This is a genomic window from Streptomyces laurentii, assembly GCF_040635425.1.
Lineage (GTDB): Bacteria > Actinomycetota > Actinomycetes > Streptomycetales > Streptomycetaceae > Streptomyces > Streptomyces laurentii.
On the sequence record NZ_JBEYHT010000001.1, the window covers coordinates 196,700 to 217,180 of the forward strand.

At 73.3% G+C, this 20,481-nt stretch carries 19 protein-coding genes; 9 read left to right on the forward strand and 10 right to left on the reverse strand.

The genetic code is table 11. The annotated features are described in order from the left end of the window. Positions 1–78 precede the first annotated feature (78 nt). Complete coding sequence (locus ABZ693_RS00930) at positions 79–441, reverse strand: hypothetical protein (protein ID WP_359871873.1); 363 nt, start codon at positions 439–441, stop codon at positions 79–81. Positions 442–756: 315 nt separating this feature from the next. Here ABZ693_RS00930 and lon point away from each other — a divergent pair, with 315 nt between their 5' ends. Then, positions 757–3,168, forward strand: coding sequence for an endopeptidase La (lon, locus tag ABZ693_RS00935; RefSeq protein WP_359871875.1), 2,412 nt, complete (start codon positions 757–759; stop codon positions 3,166–3,168). Positions 3,169–3,252: 84 nt separating this feature from the next. Further along, positions 3,253–3,846: a DUF4240 domain-containing protein gene (locus tag ABZ693_RS00940; RefSeq protein WP_359871877.1), complete on the forward strand. Its 594-nt coding sequence runs from the start codon at positions 3,253–3,255 to the stop codon at positions 3,844–3,846. A gap of 18 nt (positions 3,847–3,864) precedes the next feature. On the opposite strand, the gene ABZ693_RS00945 is transcribed toward ABZ693_RS00940, so the two are convergent. Then, entirely contained in the window at positions 3,865–4,761 is an 897-nt protein-coding gene (locus tag ABZ693_RS00945) for a lytic polysaccharide monooxygenase auxiliary activity family 9 protein (RefSeq protein WP_359871879.1), read from the reverse strand. A 301-nt stretch (positions 4,762–5,062) separates the two neighbouring features. Then, a complete protein-coding gene (locus ABZ693_RS00950) occupies positions 5,063–5,905 on the reverse strand; it encodes a lysozyme (RefSeq protein WP_359871881.1) in 843 nt (280 codons plus the stop codon). A gap of 279 nt (positions 5,906–6,184) precedes the next feature. Between ABZ693_RS00950 and ABZ693_RS00955 the strand changes: the two genes are divergently transcribed. Continuing rightward, positions 6,185–6,664: a MarR family winged helix-turn-helix transcriptional regulator gene (locus tag ABZ693_RS00955; protein WP_359871883.1), complete on the forward strand. Its 480-nt coding sequence runs from the start codon at positions 6,185–6,187 to the stop codon at positions 6,662–6,664. A 121-nt stretch (positions 6,665–6,785) separates the two neighbouring features. Here ABZ693_RS00955 and ABZ693_RS00960 read toward each other — a convergent pair whose 3' ends face one another. Next, positions 6,786–7,574 carry a protein phosphatase 2C domain-containing protein gene (locus tag ABZ693_RS00960; RefSeq protein WP_359871885.1) on the reverse strand — a complete coding sequence of 263 codons (789 nt, stop codon included), beginning with the start codon at positions 7,572–7,574 and terminating at the stop codon, positions 6,786–6,788. A gap of 373 nt (positions 7,575–7,947) precedes the next feature. Between ABZ693_RS00960 and ABZ693_RS00965 the strand changes: the two genes are divergently transcribed. The 5 genes from ABZ693_RS00965 (at position 7,948) to ABZ693_RS00985 (ending at position 14,395) form a co-directional block, all read left to right on the forward strand. Then, positions 7,948–11,388 (forward strand): nitrate- and nitrite sensing domain-containing protein, encoded by a 3,441-nt coding sequence (locus tag ABZ693_RS00965; RefSeq protein WP_359871887.1) that lies wholly within the window; start codon positions 7,948–7,950, stop codon positions 11,386–11,388. Further along, entirely contained in the window at positions 11,385–11,885 is a 501-nt protein-coding gene (locus ABZ693_RS00970; RefSeq protein ID WP_359871889.1) for a roadblock/LC7 domain-containing protein, read from the forward strand. The genes ABZ693_RS00965 and ABZ693_RS00970 overlap by 4 nt, the downstream gene beginning before the upstream one ends. Continuing rightward, positions 11,882–12,295, forward strand: a complete 414-nt coding sequence (locus tag ABZ693_RS00975; RefSeq protein WP_359871891.1) for a DUF742 domain-containing protein — start codon at positions 11,882–11,884, stop codon at positions 12,293–12,295. The genes ABZ693_RS00970 and ABZ693_RS00975 overlap by 4 nt, the downstream gene beginning before the upstream one ends. Then, positions 12,276–13,037, forward strand: coding sequence for a GTP-binding protein (locus ABZ693_RS00980; RefSeq protein WP_381670062.1), 762 nt, complete (start codon positions 12,276–12,278; stop codon positions 13,035–13,037). Before ABZ693_RS00975 ends, ABZ693_RS00980 begins: the two co-directional genes overlap by 20 nt. 122 nt (positions 13,038–13,159) lie before the next feature. Beyond that, the gene (locus ABZ693_RS00985; RefSeq protein WP_359871893.1) at positions 13,160–14,395 is read left to right on the forward strand and encodes a styrene monooxygenase/indole monooxygenase family protein; all 1,236 of its coding nucleotides are present in this window, start codon (positions 13,160–13,162) and stop codon (positions 14,393–14,395) included. A gap of 77 nt (positions 14,396–14,472) precedes the next feature. Here the strand turns inward: ABZ693_RS00985 and ABZ693_RS00990 are convergent, their stop codons facing one another. From ABZ693_RS00990 to ABZ693_RS01005, 4 genes are all read right to left on the reverse strand, one after another. Beyond that, positions 14,473–15,780 (reverse strand): C40 family peptidase, encoded by a 1,308-nt coding sequence (locus tag ABZ693_RS00990; protein ID WP_359871895.1) that lies wholly within the window; start codon positions 15,778–15,780, stop codon positions 14,473–14,475. Positions 15,781–15,857: 77 nt separating this feature from the next. Continuing rightward, on the reverse strand, positions 15,858–16,169 hold the full coding sequence (locus ABZ693_RS00995; protein WP_359871897.1) for a DUF8847 domain-containing protein: 312 nt from the start codon (positions 16,167–16,169) through the stop codon (positions 15,858–15,860). A gap of 163 nt (positions 16,170–16,332) precedes the next feature. Then, positions 16,333–17,055, reverse strand: coding sequence for a TetR/AcrR family transcriptional regulator (locus ABZ693_RS01000; RefSeq protein WP_359871899.1), 723 nt, complete (start codon positions 17,053–17,055; stop codon positions 16,333–16,335). Between the two features lie 171 nt (positions 17,056–17,226). Then, on the reverse strand, positions 17,227–18,171 hold the full coding sequence (locus ABZ693_RS01005) for an AurF N-oxygenase family protein (RefSeq protein ID WP_359871901.1): 945 nt from the start codon (positions 18,169–18,171) through the stop codon (positions 17,227–17,229). 261 nt (positions 18,172–18,432) lie between these two features. Here ABZ693_RS01005 and ABZ693_RS01010 point away from each other — a divergent pair, with 261 nt between their 5' ends. Then, positions 18,433–19,548, forward strand: coding sequence for a ferritin-like domain-containing protein (locus ABZ693_RS01010; RefSeq protein WP_359871903.1), 1,116 nt, complete (start codon positions 18,433–18,435; stop codon positions 19,546–19,548). A gap of 93 nt (positions 19,549–19,641) precedes the next feature. Here ABZ693_RS01010 and ABZ693_RS01015 read toward each other — a convergent pair whose 3' ends face one another. Together ABZ693_RS01015 and ABZ693_RS01020 are read right to left on the reverse strand one after the other, a co-directional pair. Then, complete coding sequence (locus ABZ693_RS01015; RefSeq protein WP_359871905.1) at positions 19,642–19,995, reverse strand: hypothetical protein; 354 nt, start codon at positions 19,993–19,995, stop codon at positions 19,642–19,644. Then, positions 19,992–20,471: a hypothetical protein gene (locus ABZ693_RS01020; protein WP_359871907.1), complete on the reverse strand. Its 480-nt coding sequence runs from the start codon at positions 20,469–20,471 to the stop codon at positions 19,992–19,994. The genes ABZ693_RS01015 and ABZ693_RS01020 overlap by 4 nt, the downstream gene beginning before the upstream one ends. Between the last annotated feature and the right edge of the window lie 10 nt (positions 20,472–20,481).

The following is a 20,481-nucleotide window of genomic DNA, read 5'->3' on the forward strand; positions in this document are numbered from 1 at the left end:
GTGGTGTGCGGGCATCGTGGCAGCCACCACTGACAACGGCCGGGGAGGTGGAAAGAGAAGGGGGAGGGCGGAGCGGGCTCACGGCTCCCGTTCGTCGCGTCCCGTGTTCGTGTTCGTCTCTGTCTCTGTCTCTTTCTCTGTCTCCGTGCCCGTGCCTCTGCGGCGGATGTGCACCGTGCCGGAGCCCAGGTCCACCCGGAAGGGCGGGTCCTCCGCCGGCTTGACGTTCTTCCGCACGCGTTCCTGTTCCATCGCGCGCTTGACCGCCTGGGCTCCGGGGTCGCCCTCCTGGACGAAATCGACGCCGATGGACGACAGGCCCTTGGTCTTGCGCCAGTAGATCCAGCCGCGCGCCTCCATCGCCAGCAGCACGCGGTCCGCCAGAAACGCGCCGGCCCCCAGCGTGACGATCACTCCCGCGACCCACAGCACCGTGGTCATCGGCCGGCACCCCGCCTCAGTAGACCGGCCCACCGGCCGAGCCCCCGGCGCCGTATCCGTACGGCCGGCCACGCGAAGAACGCCAGAACCGCGGCGAAGCCCGCCGTCAGATGAGAAACGGTAAGAACGCACCCATGGCGCGAGCCTATGTGGCCGCCTGCGGCAGGCCGAGTGTCCTGCCGCACCCCCACTTCGGCCGACGCCGTCCGAAGGCCCGGCCGGGGTGATCGCTCAGAGCGAACAAGGGTGGGGAACACCGGGAGGCTCACATGCATTGAGTCGGTGTAGCTCAACTTGACTGCCGAAGGGGAGATCATGGCTTCCGAGTCCGTGGCGTCCGCGCCGCTTACCCTGCCTGTGCTGCCGCTCGACGACGAGGTCGTGCTGCCCGGAATGGTCGTGCCGCTGGACCTGTCCGACAACGAGGTGCGGGCCGCGGTCGAGGCCGCGCAGGCCGCCGCGCGTGGGGGCAGCGGCAAGCCGAGGGTGCTGCTCGTGCCCCGGGTCGACGGCACGTACGCCGCGACCGGTGTGCTCGGCACCGTCGAGCAGGTCGGGCGGCTGTCCGACGGCGACCCCGGCGCGCTCGTGCGCGGTCGCGGGCGGGTGCGGATCGGCGCCGGGACGACGGGGCCCGGCGGGGCCCTGTGGGTCGAGGGCGGCACCGTCGAGGAGACCCTGCCCGACCCGATTCCCGGCTCCGTGACCGAGCTGGTCAAGGAGTACAAGGCGCTGGCCACCAGCTGGCTGAAGAAGCGCGGGGCCTGGCAGGTCGTCGACCGCGTCCAGCAGATCGAGGACGTCGGAGCCCTCGCCGACAACGCCGGCTACTCGCCCTTCCTCACCGTCGACCAGAAGGTCGCCCTGCTGGAGACCGCCGACCCGGTCGCCCGGCTCCGGCTCGCCACCGCGCAGCTGCGCGAGCACCTGGCCGAGCAGGACGTCGCCGAGACCATCGCCAAGGACGTCCAGGAGGGCGTCGACAAGCAGCAGCGCGAGTTCCTGCTGCGCCGCCAGCTCGACGCCGTACGCAAGGAACTGCGCGACCTCAACGGCGAGGGCGAGGGTGACGAGTCCGACGACTACCGCGCCCGCGTCGAGGCCGCCGACCTGCCGGAGAAGGTCCGCGAGGCGGCCCTGAAGGAAGTCGAGAAGCTGGAGCGTTCCAGCGACCAGTCCCCGGAAGGGTCCTGGATCCGCACCTGGCTCGACACCGTGCTCGAACTGCCGTGGAACGAGCGTACGGAGGACGCGTACGACATCCAGGGCGCCCAGGCGGTCCTCGACGCCGAGCACGCGGGCCTGGAGGACGTGAAGGAGCGGATCACCGAGTACCTGGCGGTGCGCAAGCGGCGGGCCGAGCGCGGCCTCGGGGTCGTCGGCGGCCGTCGCGGCGGCGCGGTGCTCGCGCTGGTCGGCCCGCCCGGCGTCGGAAAGACCTCGATCGCCGAATCGGTCGCGCACGCGATGGGGCGGAAGTTCGTCCGCGTCGCGCTCGGCGGCGTACGCGACGAGGCGGAGATCCGCGGTCACCGGCGGACGTACGTCGGCGCGCTGCCCGGCCGTGTCGTCCGGGCGATCAAGGAAGCCGGGTCCATGAACCCGGTGGTGCTGCTCGACGAGATCGACAAGGTCGGCTCCGACTACCGGGGCGACCCGGCCGCGGCCCTCCTGGAGGTCCTGGACCCGGCGCAGAACCACACCTTCCGCGACCACTACCTGGAGGTCGAACTCGACCTGAGCGACGTCGTGTTCCTGGCGACCGCCAATGTCCTCGAATCCATCCCGGAGGCCCTGCTCGACCGGATGGAGCTGGTCCGGCTCGACGGCTACACCGAGGACGAGAAGGTCGTCATCGCCCGCGACCACCTGCTGCCGAGGCAGCTGGAGCGGGCCGGTCTGGAGAAGGGTGAGGTCGTCCTGGAGGAGGCGGCGCTGCGCCGGCTCGCCGGCGAGTACACCCGGGAGGCGGGCGTCCGCACCCTGGAGCGTTCGATCGCCCGGCTGCTCCGGAAGGTCGCCGCCCAGCACGAACTCGGCGGGCGGGAGCTGCCGTTCACCATCGGACCCGACGAGCTGCGCGGCCTGATCGGCCGTCCGCACCACGTCCCCGAGTCGGCGCAGGACCCGGCCGAACGCCGTACCTCCGTGCCCGGTGTCGCCACCGGGCTCGCGGTGACCGGCGCGGGCGGCGATGTCCTGTTCGTCGAGGCGTCGCTGGCCGACCCGGAGACCGGCGCGGCCGGACTGACCCTCACCGGCCAGCTCGGCGACGTCATGAAGGAGTCCGCGCGGATCGCGCTCTCCTTCCTCCGCTCCCACGGCGCGGAACTGGAACTGCCCGTCACCGGCCTGAAGGACCGCGGCGTGCACATCCACTTCCCGGCGGGCGCGGTGCCCAAGGACGGTCCGAGCGCCGGCATCACCATGACGACGGCCCTCGCCTCGCTCCTCTCGGGCCGGCTGGTTCGCACCGATGTCGCGATGACCGGCGAGGTCTCGCTGACCGGCCGCGTCCTGCCGATCGGCGGCCTGAAGCAGAAGCTGCTGGCCGCCCACCGCGCGGGCGTCACGACCGTCGTGATCCCCAAGCGCAACGAGGCCGACCTGGACGACGTCCCGGCCGAGATCCTCGACAAGCTGGAGGTCCACCCGGTCACCGATGTCCGCCAGGTGCTGGAGATCGCCCTCGCCCCGGCGGAGGTCGCGGTGAGCGCGGCGGCCTGATCCGGCGGCGGTGGGTGGCGGCTGTGCGCTCTCCACGCGGGGGGCGCACAGCCGTTGTCAGTGCCGGCGGCGATGCTGAGGCGCATGACCGAAGACGACTTCTGGACCCTCGTCGCCGCGTCGGGCACGCGGCCCGGCGACCGGCAGGCCCGTAAGGACTGGCTGGGCCGGCGGCTCCTGGAGCTGCCGGCCGACGCCGTCGCCGCGTTCCAGGCGCGCTTGGAGGCGGCCGTCGACGCCGCGTACACCTGGCCCTTGTGGGACGCGGCGGCCCGGATCGAGGACGGCTGGTGCTCGGACGACGGGTTCGTGTCCTTCCGGCTCTGGCTGGTGGCGCGGGGCCGGACCGTGTACGAGACGGCGGTCGCCGACCCGGACACGCTGGCCGCTCTGCCCGAGCTCCGCGCCCTCGCCGGGCGGCGCATCGAGGACTGGGACGACGAGGAGTGGCCCGAGTGGGAGCGCCTCGACCGTATAGCCCGGGAGGTCTGGAACCAGACGACCGGACGCGACGGCGAGGACTTCGACGCCTTTTACGACGCGGTCGACGCGGCGGACCTGGTCACAGGCGACGCGGCCCGGGCGCGGGACCCGGAGGGCGGCGAGCCGTCGGGGCGCAGGGGAGAACTCCTGCCCCGGCTCGCCGCCCTCTTCCCGCGCCCGGACGGCCTGGACTAGGACGGTTGCCGGAACCCGTTATCGGGACTGGCGGGACTGGCCCCGGCGGCGGGTGAGGAGCAGGCTGCCCGCGCCGAAGGCGGCCAGGGCGCCGGCGCCCGCGAGGGCGAGGGGGAGCGGGGAGCCGGGAGTCCCGGCCGCGTCGGTGGCGAGGGCCGGGGGCTGCTCGTCGCCACCGTGGCCCGCGTGGCTGACCGTGGAGAGCGTGGCGCCCGCCGCGATCTCCTTCTCCGTCGGGGCCTTCGCCGCCGCCGCGGACGCGGTGGTCGTGCCGCCGCCGAAGGTGACGTCCGAGCAGCTGTAGAACGCCTCGGGGCTGTCGTTGCGCTGCCACACCATGTAGACGATGTGACGGCCCGTGCGGGACGGGAGGTCGCCGTCGAACGCGTAGTAGCCGTCGGTCGAGGTGCGGGTGGTGTTGTAGACGGCGGCCGGGGCGGGGTCGAGGTCGGACCACTTCAGCGGCTGCGTCGGGTCGAAGCCCTGCTTGGTGACGTACATGGTCATGGTGCCGGAGTGCGGCGCCGTCACCCGGATCTTGAAGCCGTAGGTGCCGGCGGACACCGCCGTGGCGGGCCAGTCGGAGCGGGCCCAGTCGAGGGCGCGGTACTTCTCGCGGTTGGCCGAACAGAGCTTGCCGTCGGGGATGAGGGCCTTGTGGTTGCCGTCGGCGTTGGCGATGTTGACCTCGTTCCAGTCGTAGAGCGGCTGGGTGCCCGAGTCGGCGACGAGGTCCTTGCACACCTGCGACTTCGGGGTCTCCGGCCCCTCCGCGTAGCAGGCCGCGATCCGGCTGACCGGGTTGAACACGGCGCCGTGGGCCTGCGCGACGGTGGGGGTGAGGGCGGTGAGCGCGGCGGCTGCGGACGCCGCGGCGGCGACCAGGGCGGAGGTGCGGCGGGAGGACGACGGCATGCGGGGGCTCTCTCTCGTACGCGGGGGAGGACGGGGAGCAACACATCGGCGGCACACGGGAGTTACGGGGATCCGCGCGCCGCCCCGAGGGTCGCATTGGTCCATACCAATGAGCAAGAGGGAGAACTGAAGAGCCCGGAAATCCCGCCGTCGTGCGCCCCTCGCCCCCGCGAGAGGGGTGCCCCCGCGGACACGCAAAGGGGCGGGGCCCCGGGGGGTCGTCACCCCGGGGCCCCGCGGGAGCCCGCCCGAGTCCGCGTACGGTGCCCGCCCCGTACGCGGCGTCCGGCGCGGCTCCGGCTCAGCCGTTCGCGAGTGCCTGCACGCGCGAGAGGTCGCCGTTGAAGTGGCTGTGGTCGCCGACGTTCGGGCCGGTGGAGGTGTACTGCCACATCGTGTAGTACGGCCAGCCGGCCGGCAGCGTACCGACGGTGGTGGCGTAGCGCGCGACCCACAGCGGGTTCGTCGCGGCGAAGCCGGCGTAGTTGCCGGTGCACTGGGTCCACCAGCTCGTCGCCGTGTAGATCACCGCGTCACGGCCGGTCCGGGCCTTGTAGCGGGCGAGGAAGTCGCGGATCCAGGTGACCATCGCGGCCTGCGTCTTGCCGTAGCAGGCGTCGCCGTACGGGTTCCACTCGATGTCGAGCGCGCCGGGCAGCGTCTTGCCGTCCTTGGACCAGCCGCCGCCGTTGTTGACGAAGTAGTCGGCCTGGGCCGCGCCGGTCGTGGTGTCGGGGGTGGCGAAGTGGTACGAGCCGCGGATCATGCCCACGTTGTACGAGCCGTTGTACTGCTGCGCGAAGTAGGGGTTCTGGTAGTAGGTCCCCTCCGTCGCCTTGACGTAGGCCCACTTCACCCCGCTGCTCCACAGGGTCGGCCAGGCCACGTTCCCCTGGTGGCCGGAGACGTCGACGCCCTCGGTCTGGACGGCCTCGATGGAGACGCCGCCGGGCTGCCCGCTCTGGCCGTCGTGGGCGAGGACGCCCATGCCCATGTGCGCGGAGCCGCGCGCGGGGATCTGCTTGGCGCTCGGGCCCGGGTCCTGGGCGGCGCTGGCGGTGCCGGAGAGGGTGAGGGGGAGAAGGAGCGCCAGGGCCGCGAGGGCGGCACCGGCGAGGGACTTTCCGGATCTGTGCACACGCATTGCGTGCCTCCGCAGAGTCGAGGGGGGGAAGGCCGGATCGTGAGGTTCCGCGCCGGTGGCGGCCCGGCGCGGAACCATGGCAAGGCGTGACGCGCACATGACATGTGATGGACATGTCATGTGCGTCGCCAGGGACGACGCTACGCACGTAGACCCGCCGACGGAAGGGGGTCCGAGTGCTTCCGTTGGTCTAATCCTGCGAAATACTGAGAGAGCTGCGGCGATGGCCGCGGCCGGAGGAAACTTTCAGCGAGCGGAAAGCGCGCGAGGGGTGCTGACGTGCACGAAAGCGGTACGGGGAGTGAAGCGCCGGCGTCCGGCGGGAGCGGCGTGGACCCGGAGTTCCTCGCGCTGGAGCGCGAGCTGGCGGTCCTCCTGCGCCGCGCCCGGGCTCAGTCCGGCGAGATGGCCCGCGAGGTCCACCCGGAACTGGAGTCCGCCGCCTACGGGTTGTTCGTCCGCCTCGACGACGTCGGCCCGCAGCGCGCCACCGACCTGGCCGCGTACATCGGAGTCGGCAAGGCGACGATGAGCCGGCAGCTGCGCGCCCTGGAGGACCTCGGCCTGGTCGCCCGCGACCCGGATCCGGTCGACGGTCGCGCCTCGCTGGTCCGGCTGACCGACGAAGGCCAGGGGCGGTTCCGTCAGGTCCGCGACGCCCGCCGGATGAGCTACGTCCGCAAGCTGGCCGACTGGGATCGCGCCGAGGTGGCCGAACTGGCCCGCCTGCTCCAGCACTTCAATGTCCGCTCGGCCTGATCCCCCCGACGCTCGGTCGGCCTGACCCCGGCATCCGACCGGTCGGCGGGATGCCGGCGAGGCGGAGCGGCGGTGGCATGGGCCGGAGCTCTCCGCCCCCGGTCCGTGCCGCCGCCGCGCGCTATTCCAGCCGTACGTACACCGCCGTCGCGTCGTCGTGCCGCTTGCCGCCCCGCGGGGTCGCCGTCTCCGCGTCGGCCGTCTCCAGGGCGCGGACGCGGTCGAGGAGGCGGCGGGTGCCCTCCTTCTCCAGGATGTCGAACAGGTCCGCCCAGTCGCCCGCCCCGAACCGCTCGACCCACCGGGTCGCCCCGTCCGACAGGCCCGCGAGGGCCCGCACCTCGGCCCGCGGGGTCGTGCCGGTGATCGCGCGGGCGGACACGGCCGGGTCGGCGGCGGCGGTGAAGAAGCCGCCCTCCTGGTTGCGCATCAGCCGGTCGGTGGCGGCGACCGAGCGCAGGATCTCGCGTGGGACGTGGTCGAGCCGGTCGTCGAGGACGGCCCGTACCGCGCCGTCGGGGGAGCGGAGGAGCAAGGCCGCGTCGGACAGGACGAGGTGGTCGACCGTCACCTCGTCCCAGCGCGCCAGGGCCACGGTCGCCTGGGGCGTACGGGGGTGAGAAAGGTCACAGGTGTTTCGGTGGGCGTCGGCGGTGCGCCGGATTGCCCGGGAGAGGATCTCGGACAGCGTCAGATCTCTTCGTGAAGTGGACAGTTCGGTCAAAGCGCCGCCGAGTCGCGCCGTGAACCACGGCACGCCGTGCACACATCCGTCCTCGCCCGCCGGGGGTGTCACCCCGTCCAGGACCACCAGTGTGCCGCCCGCGCCCGAGGCTGGCAGGGACGTCGCCGTCCAGTCCTCGTTGGGGCGTTCGGGGCTGCCGGGGAGGGTCGCCGCTTCCGTCTGCATGAACCCCAGTCTGCCCCCGCGTGCGCCTGTCCTGCATGGCTCCTTCACATCGCCTCCAAACGGCCGAATACGGTCTGTACCTGCGGTGGCGGATGCGGTGGGGGAGGGGAGGAGGGGCCCCGGGAAGCTGCGGGCGGGCATCCTGCCAAAGGCCGCGCGGAAGATCCAACCGGCAGGTAGGCGCACCGCCCCGGCGGCCGTGAGGGGGAGTTGTTTGCCAACTCCGGAGTGTTGTTCACTCGTTCGTGTGGCGGAGTGGCCGATGCGAGTCCCCTGACCAGAACCGCTGAAATGGTCGGAAGACACACCAGAGGTGGGGGGCTCATACATGTGACCGGTCGTCACCTCTGCTTCATGGGCGGACGAGTCAAGAATGCGAGCACCGGTGCAGAAGAAGCGGCCTCGGAGCAACAACGGCGCGCGGAGCCAGACCCCCGGTGACCCGCAGGCCACCGGCCTGCCCACCCGGCCTCTGCCGACCGGACCCCAGCAGGCCGCCGGCACCGGCGCCCCGGTCCCGGTCGCGCCCACGGCCCCCGCGCCGGTGGCGGTCGCGCCCACGGCACCGGTCCCGGTCCCCGTGGCGGTCGCCCCCGCGGCTCCCACCCCGCCCACGGCCGTCACTCCGGCTCCGGCTCCGGCCCCCGCCGCGGCGCCCGCCCCCGCCGGCCGCGCCAAGCGGGTCCGCAGCCGCCTCGTCGCCGGTGTCGCCCTCGTCGGCCTCACCGTCCTCGCCGCCGGTGCCCCCGCCGTCCTGGCCGCCTCCGCCGACCTCGACGAGTCCGTCGACCTGGTCGCCCTCGCCGAACTGGACCGCCAGGCCGTCACCCTCGCCCACTCGCTCTCCGACGAGCGCGACGAGGTCGTCGCGTACATCGCCGCCGGCCGTGACGAGCAGACCGGCACCGGCAAGCGCAAGCGCAAGGTCACCGAGGCCAAGTCCGCCCGCGTCGACCGCCAGATCGACGAGATCCGCGCCGCCGCCCCGAACGACCTGCGCCACGACCTGGCCGGCCTGCCCTCCATCCGGCGCACCGCGCTCACCGGCAAGGGCACCGCCCTGGACGCCCACCGGGCGTACAGCGACATCATCACCAAGCTCCAGGACCTCGCCGACCGGCTCGCCGAGCGCACCCCGCCCCGCGCCGCCGAGGCCGTCCGCGCCCCCGCGGCCCTGAGCCACGCCACCGAGCAGGCGTCCGCCGAGCGCGGCCTGCTGCTCGCCGCGCTCTCCGTGCCCCGGCCCGACTCCACCGGCAGCACCCACTACGACCCGGTCACCGGCACCTACGTCACCGACACGGTCCAGGGCTCGGAGGACGCCGAGCGCACCCGGAACGCGCTCACCGCCGCCGCCCAGCAGGCCCGGGTCCGCGAACTCGCCTCCCTCGCCGACTTCGACCAGGCCGCCACCGCCGCCGCCCGCGGCTCCCTCGCCGACGGGGTCACCGGGCCCGAGGTCAAGCAGGCCGAGCGCTACCTGGGCAAGCTCACCGACCGGCCCGAGCTGTCGGCGGCCGAGCTGAACACCGACCCGGCCGCCCTGGAGGCCGCGCTCTCCGCCCGGATCGAGCAGATGCGCGGCGTCGAGTCCGCGCTCGCCACCCAGCGCGTCGAGCGGCTCACCGGGCTCCGCGACGACGACGTCACCGCGCTGGAGACGCGCATCGCGCTGCTCGGCGGCTGTCTGCTCGTCGCGGTCGGCATCTCCACCTTCGTCGCCCGCAGCCTCACCCGGCCGCTCGCCGTGGTGCGCCGCGGCGCCGCCCGGCTGGCCGACGCGGCCGAGCCGCACCGCGAGGAGCCGATCCGGTTCACCGGACGGAACGACGAGTTCGGCCAGGTCGTACGGTCGCTCAACACGCTGCAGGGCACGTACGCCGCCCTCGTGGCCCGGGTCGAGCGGCTCGACGTCGACCAGGCCGAGCAGGCGGGCCAGGCCGGCGCCCTGGACTCCGTCGTCGCCGAGCTGACCGCCCAGCGCGCCGAGCTGCAGAGCCGGACGGCCGTGCTCGTCGCCGAGCTGGAGCGCCTGCGCGGCACCGTCCAGCACACCTTCGTCAACCTCTCGCTGCGCAGCCTCGGCCTGGTCGAGCGCCAGCTGGGCGTCATCGAGAAGCTGGAGGAGCGCGAGCAGGACCCCGACCGCCTCGGCACCCTCTTCAAGCTCGACCACATGGCCACGGTCATGCGCCGGCACAGCGAGAACCTGCTGGTCCTCGCCGGCCACGAGCACCACCACGGCCACCCCGGCCCGGTCCCGCTCGTCGACGTGCTGCGCGCCGCCGTCAGCGAGATCGAGCGGTACGAGCGGGTCGACATCCAGTCGCTGCCGCCGCACACCCAGATCGCGGGCTTCGTCGCCGACGACCTGAGCCACCTGGTCGCCGAACTCCTGGAGAACGCGACCTCCTTCTCGCCGCCCGAGACCCACGTCCAGCTGTCCGGCTGGCTGCTGGAGTCCGGCGAGGTCATGCTCTCCGTCCAGGACAACGGCATCGGCATCGCCGCCGACCGCCGGGACGAGCTGAACGCGCGCCTCGGGGACCCCGAGGTCGCCGGCGCGGACGAGGAGGGCGAGGGCCTCGGCATCCGGGTCGCCGCGCTGCTCGCCGCACGGCACGGGGTACGGGTCGAGCTGCGCGAGCAGAAGCAGGGCGGCACCGCGGCCGTGGTGGTCCTGCCGCTCCCGCTGCTGGCCGCCGCCGAGCCGGACGCCGTCCCGTCCACCGTCGCGGTCGGCGGCCCCGCCGCCCGGCCCGCGCCGCTCACCCTGCCGGGGACGGTCGCCGAGGCCAACTCCCACACGCTTCCCTCGCGGCACCGCGACCCGCTCATCGAGGCGGCGGAGCGCGCGATCGAGGAGTCGGGCTCCCACCCGGTCGTCAGGCCGGGGCAGGGGACCGAGCCGGAGGCCGGGACGGTACCGGGGACGGCGCCGGCGCGGACGTACGACGCCGATGCCGAGAGGGACGTCGACATCGACATCGACATCGACATCGACGTCGACGTGGACATGGGCGTCGACGCGGCGGCTGACATCGACCTGGAGACCCTTCCGGACATCGAGACCGGGCTCGGCGCCGACGCCCGTCAGGACGTCCGTCACGACGGGCGGCGGGACGGCGAGACCACGTCCCCGGTAACGCCGTCGTACGGCGCCGAGTCCGACGCCGTCGCCGGCCACGACGTCCACCCGGACGAGACCCCCGCCCGCCCCGGCCTGCCCGTACGCGGCGCGAGGGCGGCGGCGACAGAAGTGCCCGACACGGTGGACCCCGAGCCCACCCCCACGCCCGGTGAGTCCGTGTCGGAGACCACGCTCCAGGTACGGCTGCCCGTGCCGCCGCCCGCGGAGGAGGCCGCTCACGAGCGGGCTCCCGAGCGGGCCCGTGAAGGGGCCGTCGAGCAGGCCCACGACCAGGTCCGTGAGCCGGCCCCCGCGCCGGCCCGCGCACCCGGGTCCGCTCGCGTGCCCGCGCCCGAGTCCGTTCCCGAGCCCGCCGACGAAGCCGGGCTCGCGCCGGCCTCCGAGGACGCCGTCCCCGGCCCCCGGGAGGGCGCCTGGGACCGGGTGACCGAGAAGGGACTGCCCAAGCGCACCCCGCGGATCGTGCGGCAGCCCGGCCCGGCGGCCGGCAACCCGCGGATACGGCGCGGCGGCGTGGACGCGGAGGCGCTGCGCCGCAGGCTCGGAGGGTTCCAGCTGGGCGCCGCGAACGGCCGCCGTGACGTGGCCGCCGAGATCCGGGCCGGAGACACAGCACGTACCGAGGAGACCACGGGGGACACCGTCGAGGAGGCACGCAGTTGACTGCGACCGGAACATTCGGACTGAGCAGTGAGGCCCGCAACCTGCAATGGCTGCTGGGCAACCTGGTCGAGGAGGTGCCGGGGGTCCACTCCGTCGCCGTCGTCTCCTCCGACGGGCTCCTCCTGCTCTCGTCGGACCCGGACATCCAGAACAGCGCCACGGTGGCGGCCGCCGCGCCCGCGGCCCGCCGGCCCGGCGGCCCGCGCGGCTCCACCGCCGACCTCGCCACCATTGTCTCGGGCATCGGCAGCCTCACCATCGGCGCCGCCCGGCTCATGGACGGCGGCGGGGTCAAGCAGACGATGGTCGCGATGGACGAGGGCAGCGTCTTCGTCATGTCGATCAGCGACGGTTCGCTGCTCGGCGTGCACGCCGAGCCCGACTGCGACATGAGCGTCGTCGCGTACCACATGGCGCTGTTCGTCGGCCGGGCCGGACACGTCCTGACGCCCGAACTCCGCAGCGAACTGGCCAAGTCCATGGAAGGCGTCCAGTGACGTCCGCCGTGTCCGCGGGGCGGCTGCCGAAACGCGGGGAGGGGCGCCGCCCCTCCCGGGTCCGCCCCTACTCGCTCACCGGCGGCCGTACCCGCTTCGGCCACGTACTCCTCGTCGAGACGTTCGTGGCCGCGCTCGAGGCCGCGCCCGAGCGCAAGGTCCTCACGGACGGCGGGGCCGCCGCGCGCGGCCTGATGCCGGAGATGCGGGCCATCGTCGAGCTCTGCCGCCGGATGCGCACCGTCGCGGAGATCTCGGCGCTGCTGAAGATGCCGTTGGGTGTCGTCCGGGTGCTGCTCAGCGACCTGGCCGACCAGGGAAAAATACGTGTGTACGGGACCGGTCACGGCACCGACCGGCCCGACCGCGCGCTCCTCGAAAGGGTGCTGAGTGGACTCCGCCGTCTCTGAGGCCGCCGCCGTGGCCGAACCGTCCGTCACCGCCGAGACCACGGCCGCGCCCGCGGCACCGGCTCGTACGGCCGCGGGCATCCCCGCCCAGCCCACCGCCGCCGGGCTCATATCCGGCTCCGGTACGGGCACCAGTCCCGGCTCCGGACCCGACCCGGAGGACGGCGCGCGGGACTGGCAGCTGGACCACAGCCGGGCCCCCGTCGCGACCAAGGTCGTCGTCGCGGGCGGCTTCGGCGTCGGCAAGACCACCTTCGTCCGCGCCATCTCGGAGATCACCCCGCTCCAGACCGAGGCGCTGATGACGCAGGCGAGCGAGGAGACCGACGACCTCACCGCCACGCCCGACAAGCTGACCACCACCGTGGCCATGGACTTCGGCCGGATCACGCTCGACGACGACCTGGTCCTGTACGTCTTCGGCACGCCGGGCCAGCAGCGTTTCTGGTTCATGTGGGACGACCTGATCCGCGGCGCGATCGGGGCCATCGTGCTCGCCGACACCCGCCGGCTGACGGACTGCTTCCCGGCGCTCGACTACTTCGAGAGCTGCGGCCTGCCCTACCTCGTCGCCGTCAACCACTTCGAGGGCACCGAGCGTTACGCGGTGAGCGACGTCCGCGAGGCGCTGACCGTGCCCGAGCGCGTCCCCGTCGTGATCATGGACGCGCGCAAGCGGTACAGCGTCGTGGAGACACTCCTCGCGATGGTCGAGCACTCCCTCCAGGCCACCCCCGAATAGCCGGGGCCCCGAGTAACCCGGGACACCCCCGAACGACCGGGGCCCGGCGGGCTCCCCCACGCTCCGGCCCGCCTCGCCCCGTCCTGCCGCCCCGCCCCCGATCCCCTCAAGGTCGTTGCCTCATGCGGAAGATACTCATCGTCGGAGCCGGCCAGTCCGGCCTTCAGCTCGCCCTCGGTCTGCAGTCGAAGGGCTACGACGTCACCCTGATGTCCAACCGGACGGCGGACGAGATCCGGTCCGGCCGGGTCATGTCCACCCAGTGCATGTTCGACACCGCGCTCCAGCACGAGCGCGACCTGGGCCTGAACTTCTGGGAGCCGCAGGCGCCGCGCATCGAGGGCCTCGGCGTGTCCGTCGCCGCGCCCGACTCCTCGCGCGCCATCGACTGGGTGGGGAAGCTGAGGGGCTTCGCGCAGTCCGTCGACCAGCGGGTGAAGATGGCCGGCTGGATGGACGCGTTCGCGCGGCGCGGCGGCCAGCTGGTCATCCACGGCGCGGCGGTCGGCGACCTCGACTACTTCGCGCGCGGCTACGACCTCGTGCTCATCGCGGCCGGCAAGGGCGAGCTGGTGTCCATGTTCGGCCGGGACGCGTCCCGTTCGCCGTACAGCGAGCCGCAGCGCGCGCTGGCCGTGGCGTACGTGCACGGGCTGGGCCCGCGGCCGGAGCACCCGGAGTTCGACGCGGTGCGCTGCAACGTGGTGCCCGGCGTCGGCGAGCTGTTCGTGATGCCGACCCTCACCACCTCCGGCCGCGCCGACATCCTCTTCTGGGAGGGCGTGCCCGGCGGCCCGGTCGACGCCTTCCGCGGCATCAAGGACCCGGCCGAGCACCTGGCGCTCACCCTGCGGCTGATGGAGCGGTTCACGCCGTGGGAGCACGCCCGCGCGACCAAGGCCGAACTGACCGACGCCGGCGGCACCCTGGCCGGCCGCTACGCCCCGACCGTACGCCAGCCCATCGGCCGGCTGCCCGGCGGCGGCCTGGTCCTGGGCGTCGCGGACGTCGTCGTCGCCAACGACCCGGTCACCGGCCAGGGTTCGAACGCGGCCTCGAAGTGCGCCGCCGCGTACCTCGCCTCGATCGTCGAGCACGGCGACCGCCCGTTCGACGAGGCGTGGATGCGGGCCACGTTCGACCGCTACTGGGCGACGGCGCGGCACATCACCAAGTGGACCAACGCGATGCTCGGCCCCCTGCCCGAGCACGTCGTCGACCTGCTCGGCGCGGGCGGGCAGCTCCAGCCGATCGCGGACCGTTTCGCGAACGGCTTCGACGACCCGGCCGACTTCGAGAACTTCTTCTTCGAGCCGGAGAAGGCCGCCGCCTACCTGGCCTCGCTGACCGGGGCCTGAGCCGGTCCTCCGACCGGACGCCGGGTCAGGGAGCCAGGCCAGGGGGCCAGATCAGGGAGCTCGGTCAGGGAGCCGGGTCAGAGCTCCGTACCGCCGAAGCCCGCGTCCCCGCCGTCCGAGGCTCCCTCCGGGAGCTCGGGCGGCGCGAATGTCTCCAGGGGCGTCCCGCCGGGGTCGGGCCGGACCGCGCCCAGCAACGGGTTGGCGGCGATCGGGGAGACCTTGATCCGGGTGCCGGGGCGCGGAGCCTGGACCACCAGGCCGTGGCCCAGGTAAAGGGCGATGTGGGTGGCCTTCGGGAAGTAGACGACCAGGTCGCCGGGACGGAGCCGGTCCAGCGGCACACGCGGGAGCTCCGCCCACTGCTCCTGGCTGGTGCGCGGCAGCGCGCGGCCGGCCGCCGCCCACGACTGCTGGGTGAGGCCGGAGCAGTCGTACGTGTCGGGGCCCTCCGCGCCCCACTCGTACGGCTTGCCGATCTGCCGTACGGCGTAACGCAGCGCGCGGGCGCCCTGCGACGACGGCGTACGGGAGCCGTCGAGCGCGCCGGACGCCATGAGACGGCTCTGGGCGCCGGCGGTCTGCGCGGTGTCGAGGGCGGTGAGCCGGCCGAGCTGGTCGGCGGTCAGCGAGGAGAGCAGCTTCTCCACCTCGTGGAGCTTCGCCTCGACGGCCTCCTTCTGCTTCTTCCGGTCGGCGAGCAGGACGCGCCCGCGCGCGAGGGCGGTGCGCGCGGCCACCGCCAGACCGTCCGCCGACTTCTCGGCGGCCTGGAGGCGGTGCACGACGGTGGACCGCGCCCGTGCCGAGCGGCCGGCCTGATGGGTCTCGTCCAGGGCGGTCTGCGGGTGACGGGCGAGCAGCAGGGTGAGGTACGGGGAGAGGTCGGAACGGCCCTGGTACTGGAGCCGGGCCAGCCGGCCGGCCTCGTTCCGGCCCTGCTCCAGGGAGCGGCGGGCGGCGGTCAGCAGGGCTTCGGTCCGGCGGGTCTCGGCGGTCTGCTTCTTGAGGGCCTCGTCGGCGGCGTTGTAGGCCTCGGTGGCCTGCTCGGCCTCCTGGTAGAGGGCGCGCAGCCGGGTGAGCAGTCCGGTGACGGAGCCGGTGGCCGCTTCGGCGGCCGGGTCGGCGGTTGGATCGCCGAGGGTGCCGAGGGTGCCGAGTGGGTCGGCGGGGCCGGCCGGTGCGTCCGCGGTGTCCGTCGCCGCGCTCGCCGCGTCCGCCGTGTCCGGTCCGGTCGGGGCCTCGTCGGCGGCGGGCTCGCCCGGGACCGGTGCGCGGGGGGCCGCGGAGGCGGTCCCGGCCGCGGTCCAGGTCCCGGTTCCCGCCAGGGTCGTCGTCAGGGCGAGCACACCCGTACAGATCGTGCGCAGCAGTCGTCCCGGCACGTCATCACCTCCACGGCGACGATGATGACGGGGCGGATGGTGTGATTAGCGCACGAACAAGCGGGTGTTCCGCGCGCTCACTCGGACGGCGCAGCCGCGCCGTTCTCGCTCTTCGGGCGCGCCGCGGCCGGCTTCTGCCAGGGCCAGCGGATCTCCCGCCGCTCACGGCCGTCCGGCGCGTACACGTACACCCAGCCGCGCTGCAGCCCCAGCCGCTTGGTGTAGCCGGCCGGGTCGCGGCGGTACGTGTGGACGGTGGCCGGGCGCCCGTCGTGGGCCGGCACCGGCACCTCGTACCACTTCGGCGGGTGTCCGGTCGGGCCGGTCAGGATCGGCAGCACCCGGCCGTCGAGGGGGCCGCCGCGGAAGGGGGTGTTCTCGCTTCTCACCCCACCAGTGTCCGTCAGCGGCCGGCGGGCGGCGGATACACGGTGGGCCGGAGCGGTGTGGGGCCGCGGGGAACGGGGTGAAGCCAGGACGGGCCGGAGTGGGACGGCCCGGAGCGAGACGGGGCGGAGCGGAGCGAGACGGGCGGCGCCGGGGCCATGCGGGTCAGAGCAGGTGCGCGGCCTGGTTCACCAGCGGGACGACGTTCCGGGCCAGCCGGCCCACCGGACCGGCCGCCCGTTCCCGCGCGAGGAGCTTCGCCACCGCCGCGGCCGTCTCCGCGTCGTGCGCCGCGGTCGCCGCGAGCAGCGCCACCAGATGGTCCACCAGCCAGTCCCGGAGCTCCGCGGCCGGCGGCTGCTCGCCCTCGTCGAGCCAGATCAGGGAGGCCGCCTCGACCGCCGCGATCCACGTCCGGACCATCATCCCGAAGCGCGGGCCGGGCCGCTCCACCCCCAGGTGGAACAGGATCTGCCCGGCCGCCGCCCGGCGCACCTCGTCCACGATGGCGTCGGTGCGCGAGGTCTCGGCGACGCTGCCGCCGCGCAGCAGGGCGGCGAACCCGGCGCCGTGATCGCTCACGAACGCCAGATAGCGGTCCAGGACCCGGGCGAGGCGCTCGGTCGGCGGGCCGGCCGGCGGTTCGGTGAGGCAGTCCACCAGCGCGTCGGCCGACGAGCGGAGCGCCGCCTCGTACAACTGCTGCTTGCCGCCCTGGAAGTAGCGGTAGACGAGCGGGCGGGAGACCCCCGCGGCCTCGGCGACGTCGTCGAGCGACACGTCCTCCGGCGCCCGGTGCGCGAAGAGCGTCTGGGCCGCGTCGAGCAGCTGCTGCCGCCGCTCGTCGACGCTGAGACGGCGGTACGCGGGCGAGGCGGGACTCGTCATGCCCCGCAGCGTAACCCGCGCCCGGGCGGCCGGAACCGGCGCCGTCCGACCCTCGTCCGGTCCGCCGTCCGACCATCCTCCGATCCACCGCCCGGCAGCCTGAGGGAACGCTCGTGGCGCCCCCCGACGCCCGAACGTCCCCCGTGCGGCGGCCTTGTCCCGTGGTGTCCGTCAGGCCAGCAGGCCCGACGCCTTCCACATCCGCCGGCCCGCGCCCCGCAGCACCCCGACGTCGTCCAGGAAGTCCGTCAGCCGCTTCGCGCCCGACTGCATCACCTCGCGCCGGTGCCCGCTCGCCCGCACCTGGGCCACGGCCTCGCGGCGGTCGAGGCCGACGTTCTCGTACACCGCGGGATTGATGAAGCAGACGGAGAACACCCGCGCGGCCTCGCCGCAGCTCAGCCGGGTCAACTCCCGTTCCCAGCGCGGCGCCGTGATCATCTGGCGGCGCAACTCCTCGCGCGCGTACCGGACATGGCGCGCCTCCTCGACCACGTGGATGCGCGTCACGCCGCGCACCAGCGGCTGGATCCGCTCGTCCGGGAAGGTCAACCGCTGCATCCAGTCCAGGATTTCCTCGCCGAGCAGGGTCGCGGCGAACGAACCGGGCGTGGTGGACACGGTCTTCAGGACCCGGGCGAGGTTGTGGTACATCCGCGGCACCGGGTACTCCGGCGACCCGCCGCGCCGGATCAGCCGGGCGAACATCATCGAGTGCCGGCACTCGTCGGCGATCTCGGTGAGGGCGTAGCGGACGTGGTCGCTGGTGAGCGGCTTGTCGTAGATGTGCCGGACCAGCAGCTGCATGAGGATGATCTCGAACCAGATGCCCAGCGAGGCGAGCGAGGCGGCCTCGTGGCGGGAGAGGTCGATCCGCTGCTCCTCGGACATCCGCCGCCACAGCGGGGTGTCGTAGAGCGAGACCAGCTCCGGCGGCCAGAACCACTTGCCGTCCTCGAACGGGACCTCCCAGTCGAGTTCGGTGTCGGGGTCGAAGGAGTGCTTGAGGGAGGACTCCAGGAGCCGCCGCGCGACCTGTTCGCGGTCGCGCAGCGGACCGAGGGTGTCGGTGAGGAGGCTGAAGTCGGGCTCGGTGAGAAGACGGGCACGGGCCATGGCGGGAGGCACCTCGCGCTGGAGTCGTCGACGGGATCGGGATCGGGATCGGGATCGGGGGCGGGATCGGGGGCGGACATGGTGGGCGGGACAACCGCCGTACCGGCAAAGCAAGTTACCGGCGGTCACAGTCGTCACCTCTTATAGGACTCCCCGTCGGCAAACGTCGTCAATCCCTTGCGCGGGACTTGTTGACGCGGCGTCTATCAACGTGTGAGCCTCGGGGAGAACGCGCCGCAAGGCCGCCGGAAGGAGCCGTCCGTGTCGTCCACACACGATCGAGCCGCACAGGCCCCGCGGAGCGGGGAACCGGCCTGGCAGGTGCCGGCCTCCGGCGCGGCCCGCTTCACCTGGACCTACGACGAAGGCCGCGACCGTCTCCTCGCCCTCTACCAGAAGGGCAAGGACAAACAGTGGGACGGCGCCCGGCGCATCGACTGGGACCTGGAGGTCGACCCGTACGACCCGCTCGGCAGCCCCGACGAGGTCAACCCCCTCCACGGCAGCCGTCATTGGGCGAAGCTGACCGAGAAGGACAAGGCCGACATGCGCCGGCACTACGCCTCCTGGCAGTTCAGCCAGTTCCTGCACGGCGAGCAGGGCGCGATGATCTGCGCGGCCCGGATCGTCGAGTCCGCGCCCGACCTGGACGCGAAGTTCTACTCCGCCACCCAGACCATGGACGAGGCCCGGCACGCCGAGATCTACGCCCGCTTCCTGCACGAGAAGGTCGGGATGCTCTACCCGATCAACGACAGCCTCCAGGGCCTGCTCGGCGACACCCTGCGCGACTCCCGCTGGGACATGCCCTACCTCGGCATGCAGGTGCTCATCGAGGGCCTCGCGCTCGCCGCCTTCGGCATGATCCGCGACACCACCGACAAGCCGCTGCCGAAGCAGATCCTCGCGTACGTGATGCAGGACGAGGCCCGCCACGTCGCCTTCGGCCGGATGGCGCTGCGCGACTACTACCGCCAGCTCGGCGAGGCCGAACTGCGCGAGCGCGAGGAGTTCGTCATCGAGGGCTGCTATCTGATGCGCGACCGGCTGCGCGGCGTCGAGGTCCTGGAGAACTTCGGCGTCCCGAAGCGGGAGGCCGTCGAACTGAGCGAACAGAGCGACTTCCTGCACCTGTTCCGCAAGCTCCTCTTCAGCCGGATCGTGCCCTGCGTCAAGGACATCGGCCTGTGGGGCGAGCGCCTCCAGAAGGCCTACCTCGACATGGGCGTCTTCGACCTCGGCGACTCCAGCCTCGACCTGCTCATGACCCAGGACGAGGAGATCGCCGACGCCCTCGACCGCGAGCGCTTCGCGCGGGAGGAGCGGGAGCGTGTCGCCGAGGTCCACGAGGCCGTCGCCCAGGGCGAAGCCCCGTAAAGCTTCGTCCAGAAGGCCGGCGGCTCGACGGACGACCGCCGGCCGTCAGGGGCAGTCGGCCACCGGGGCGGGCGGACAGGGGGCGAAGGACGATCAGTCGGTGGCCTTGGGGTGCCCGGTGCCCGCGTGGGTGATCCGGGCGGTGCGGTTGACGTCGTCGACGAGGTACCAGATGCGGCCGCCGCTGGTGACCTCGTACTGCCGGCGTTCCAGCGCCTGCCCCTTCCAGAGGGCGGAGCCGAGTGTGCCCTTGAGGCGGTGATGGCGCGCGGGGTCATCGGTGGCCCGGGGTGTGGATCGGATCTTGTCGAAGGCGCGACGGAGGTTCCCCGCCGCGTGACGGGACAACTGGTCCCGGCCGTTGGCGGCCTCGGTGGTGGCGAACCGCAGGTCGTATTCGTCGCCGACCGCGGGTGGGGCCGCTCGGTCACCGCGCTTGGGGCTCACCCCGTGGTCTCTTCCGCGGGCGTGGGGACAGGGCCGAGATCGCCCTCGGGCTCGCGGGTGACGATGGCGTGCAGGGCCGGGTCGGCATGGATCTCGGCGCTGTGCCGCCACTGGGCCAGGAGCAAGGCGATGGGGGCCAGATTCTCCAGCGCGGCGGCTCCGCGGGCGGTCTCCACCAGTTCACCGAGCATCGCCTCGACGTCCTCCTCGGGGAGGAAGACCGACCAGGGCAGGGCGTCGGGCAGGACCTGGCGCAGAGCGGTGGTGTTCTCGGTGCGGACCAGCCCGGCGAGCAGGCGCGCGGTGAAGTCGACCACGGTGGAGTCCTGCTCCAGCTGGTCGGCGCGAATGAGCGCGAGGTCGCTCGCGTCGCGCCGGCGCAGACGCAGGGCGCGGACCGCGTCCAGGCGCCGGGCGGTGGCGGCGGGATGGTGGAGCAGCTCGCTGAAGGGCACATCCTCGTAGGCCGTCGACATGACATCCACA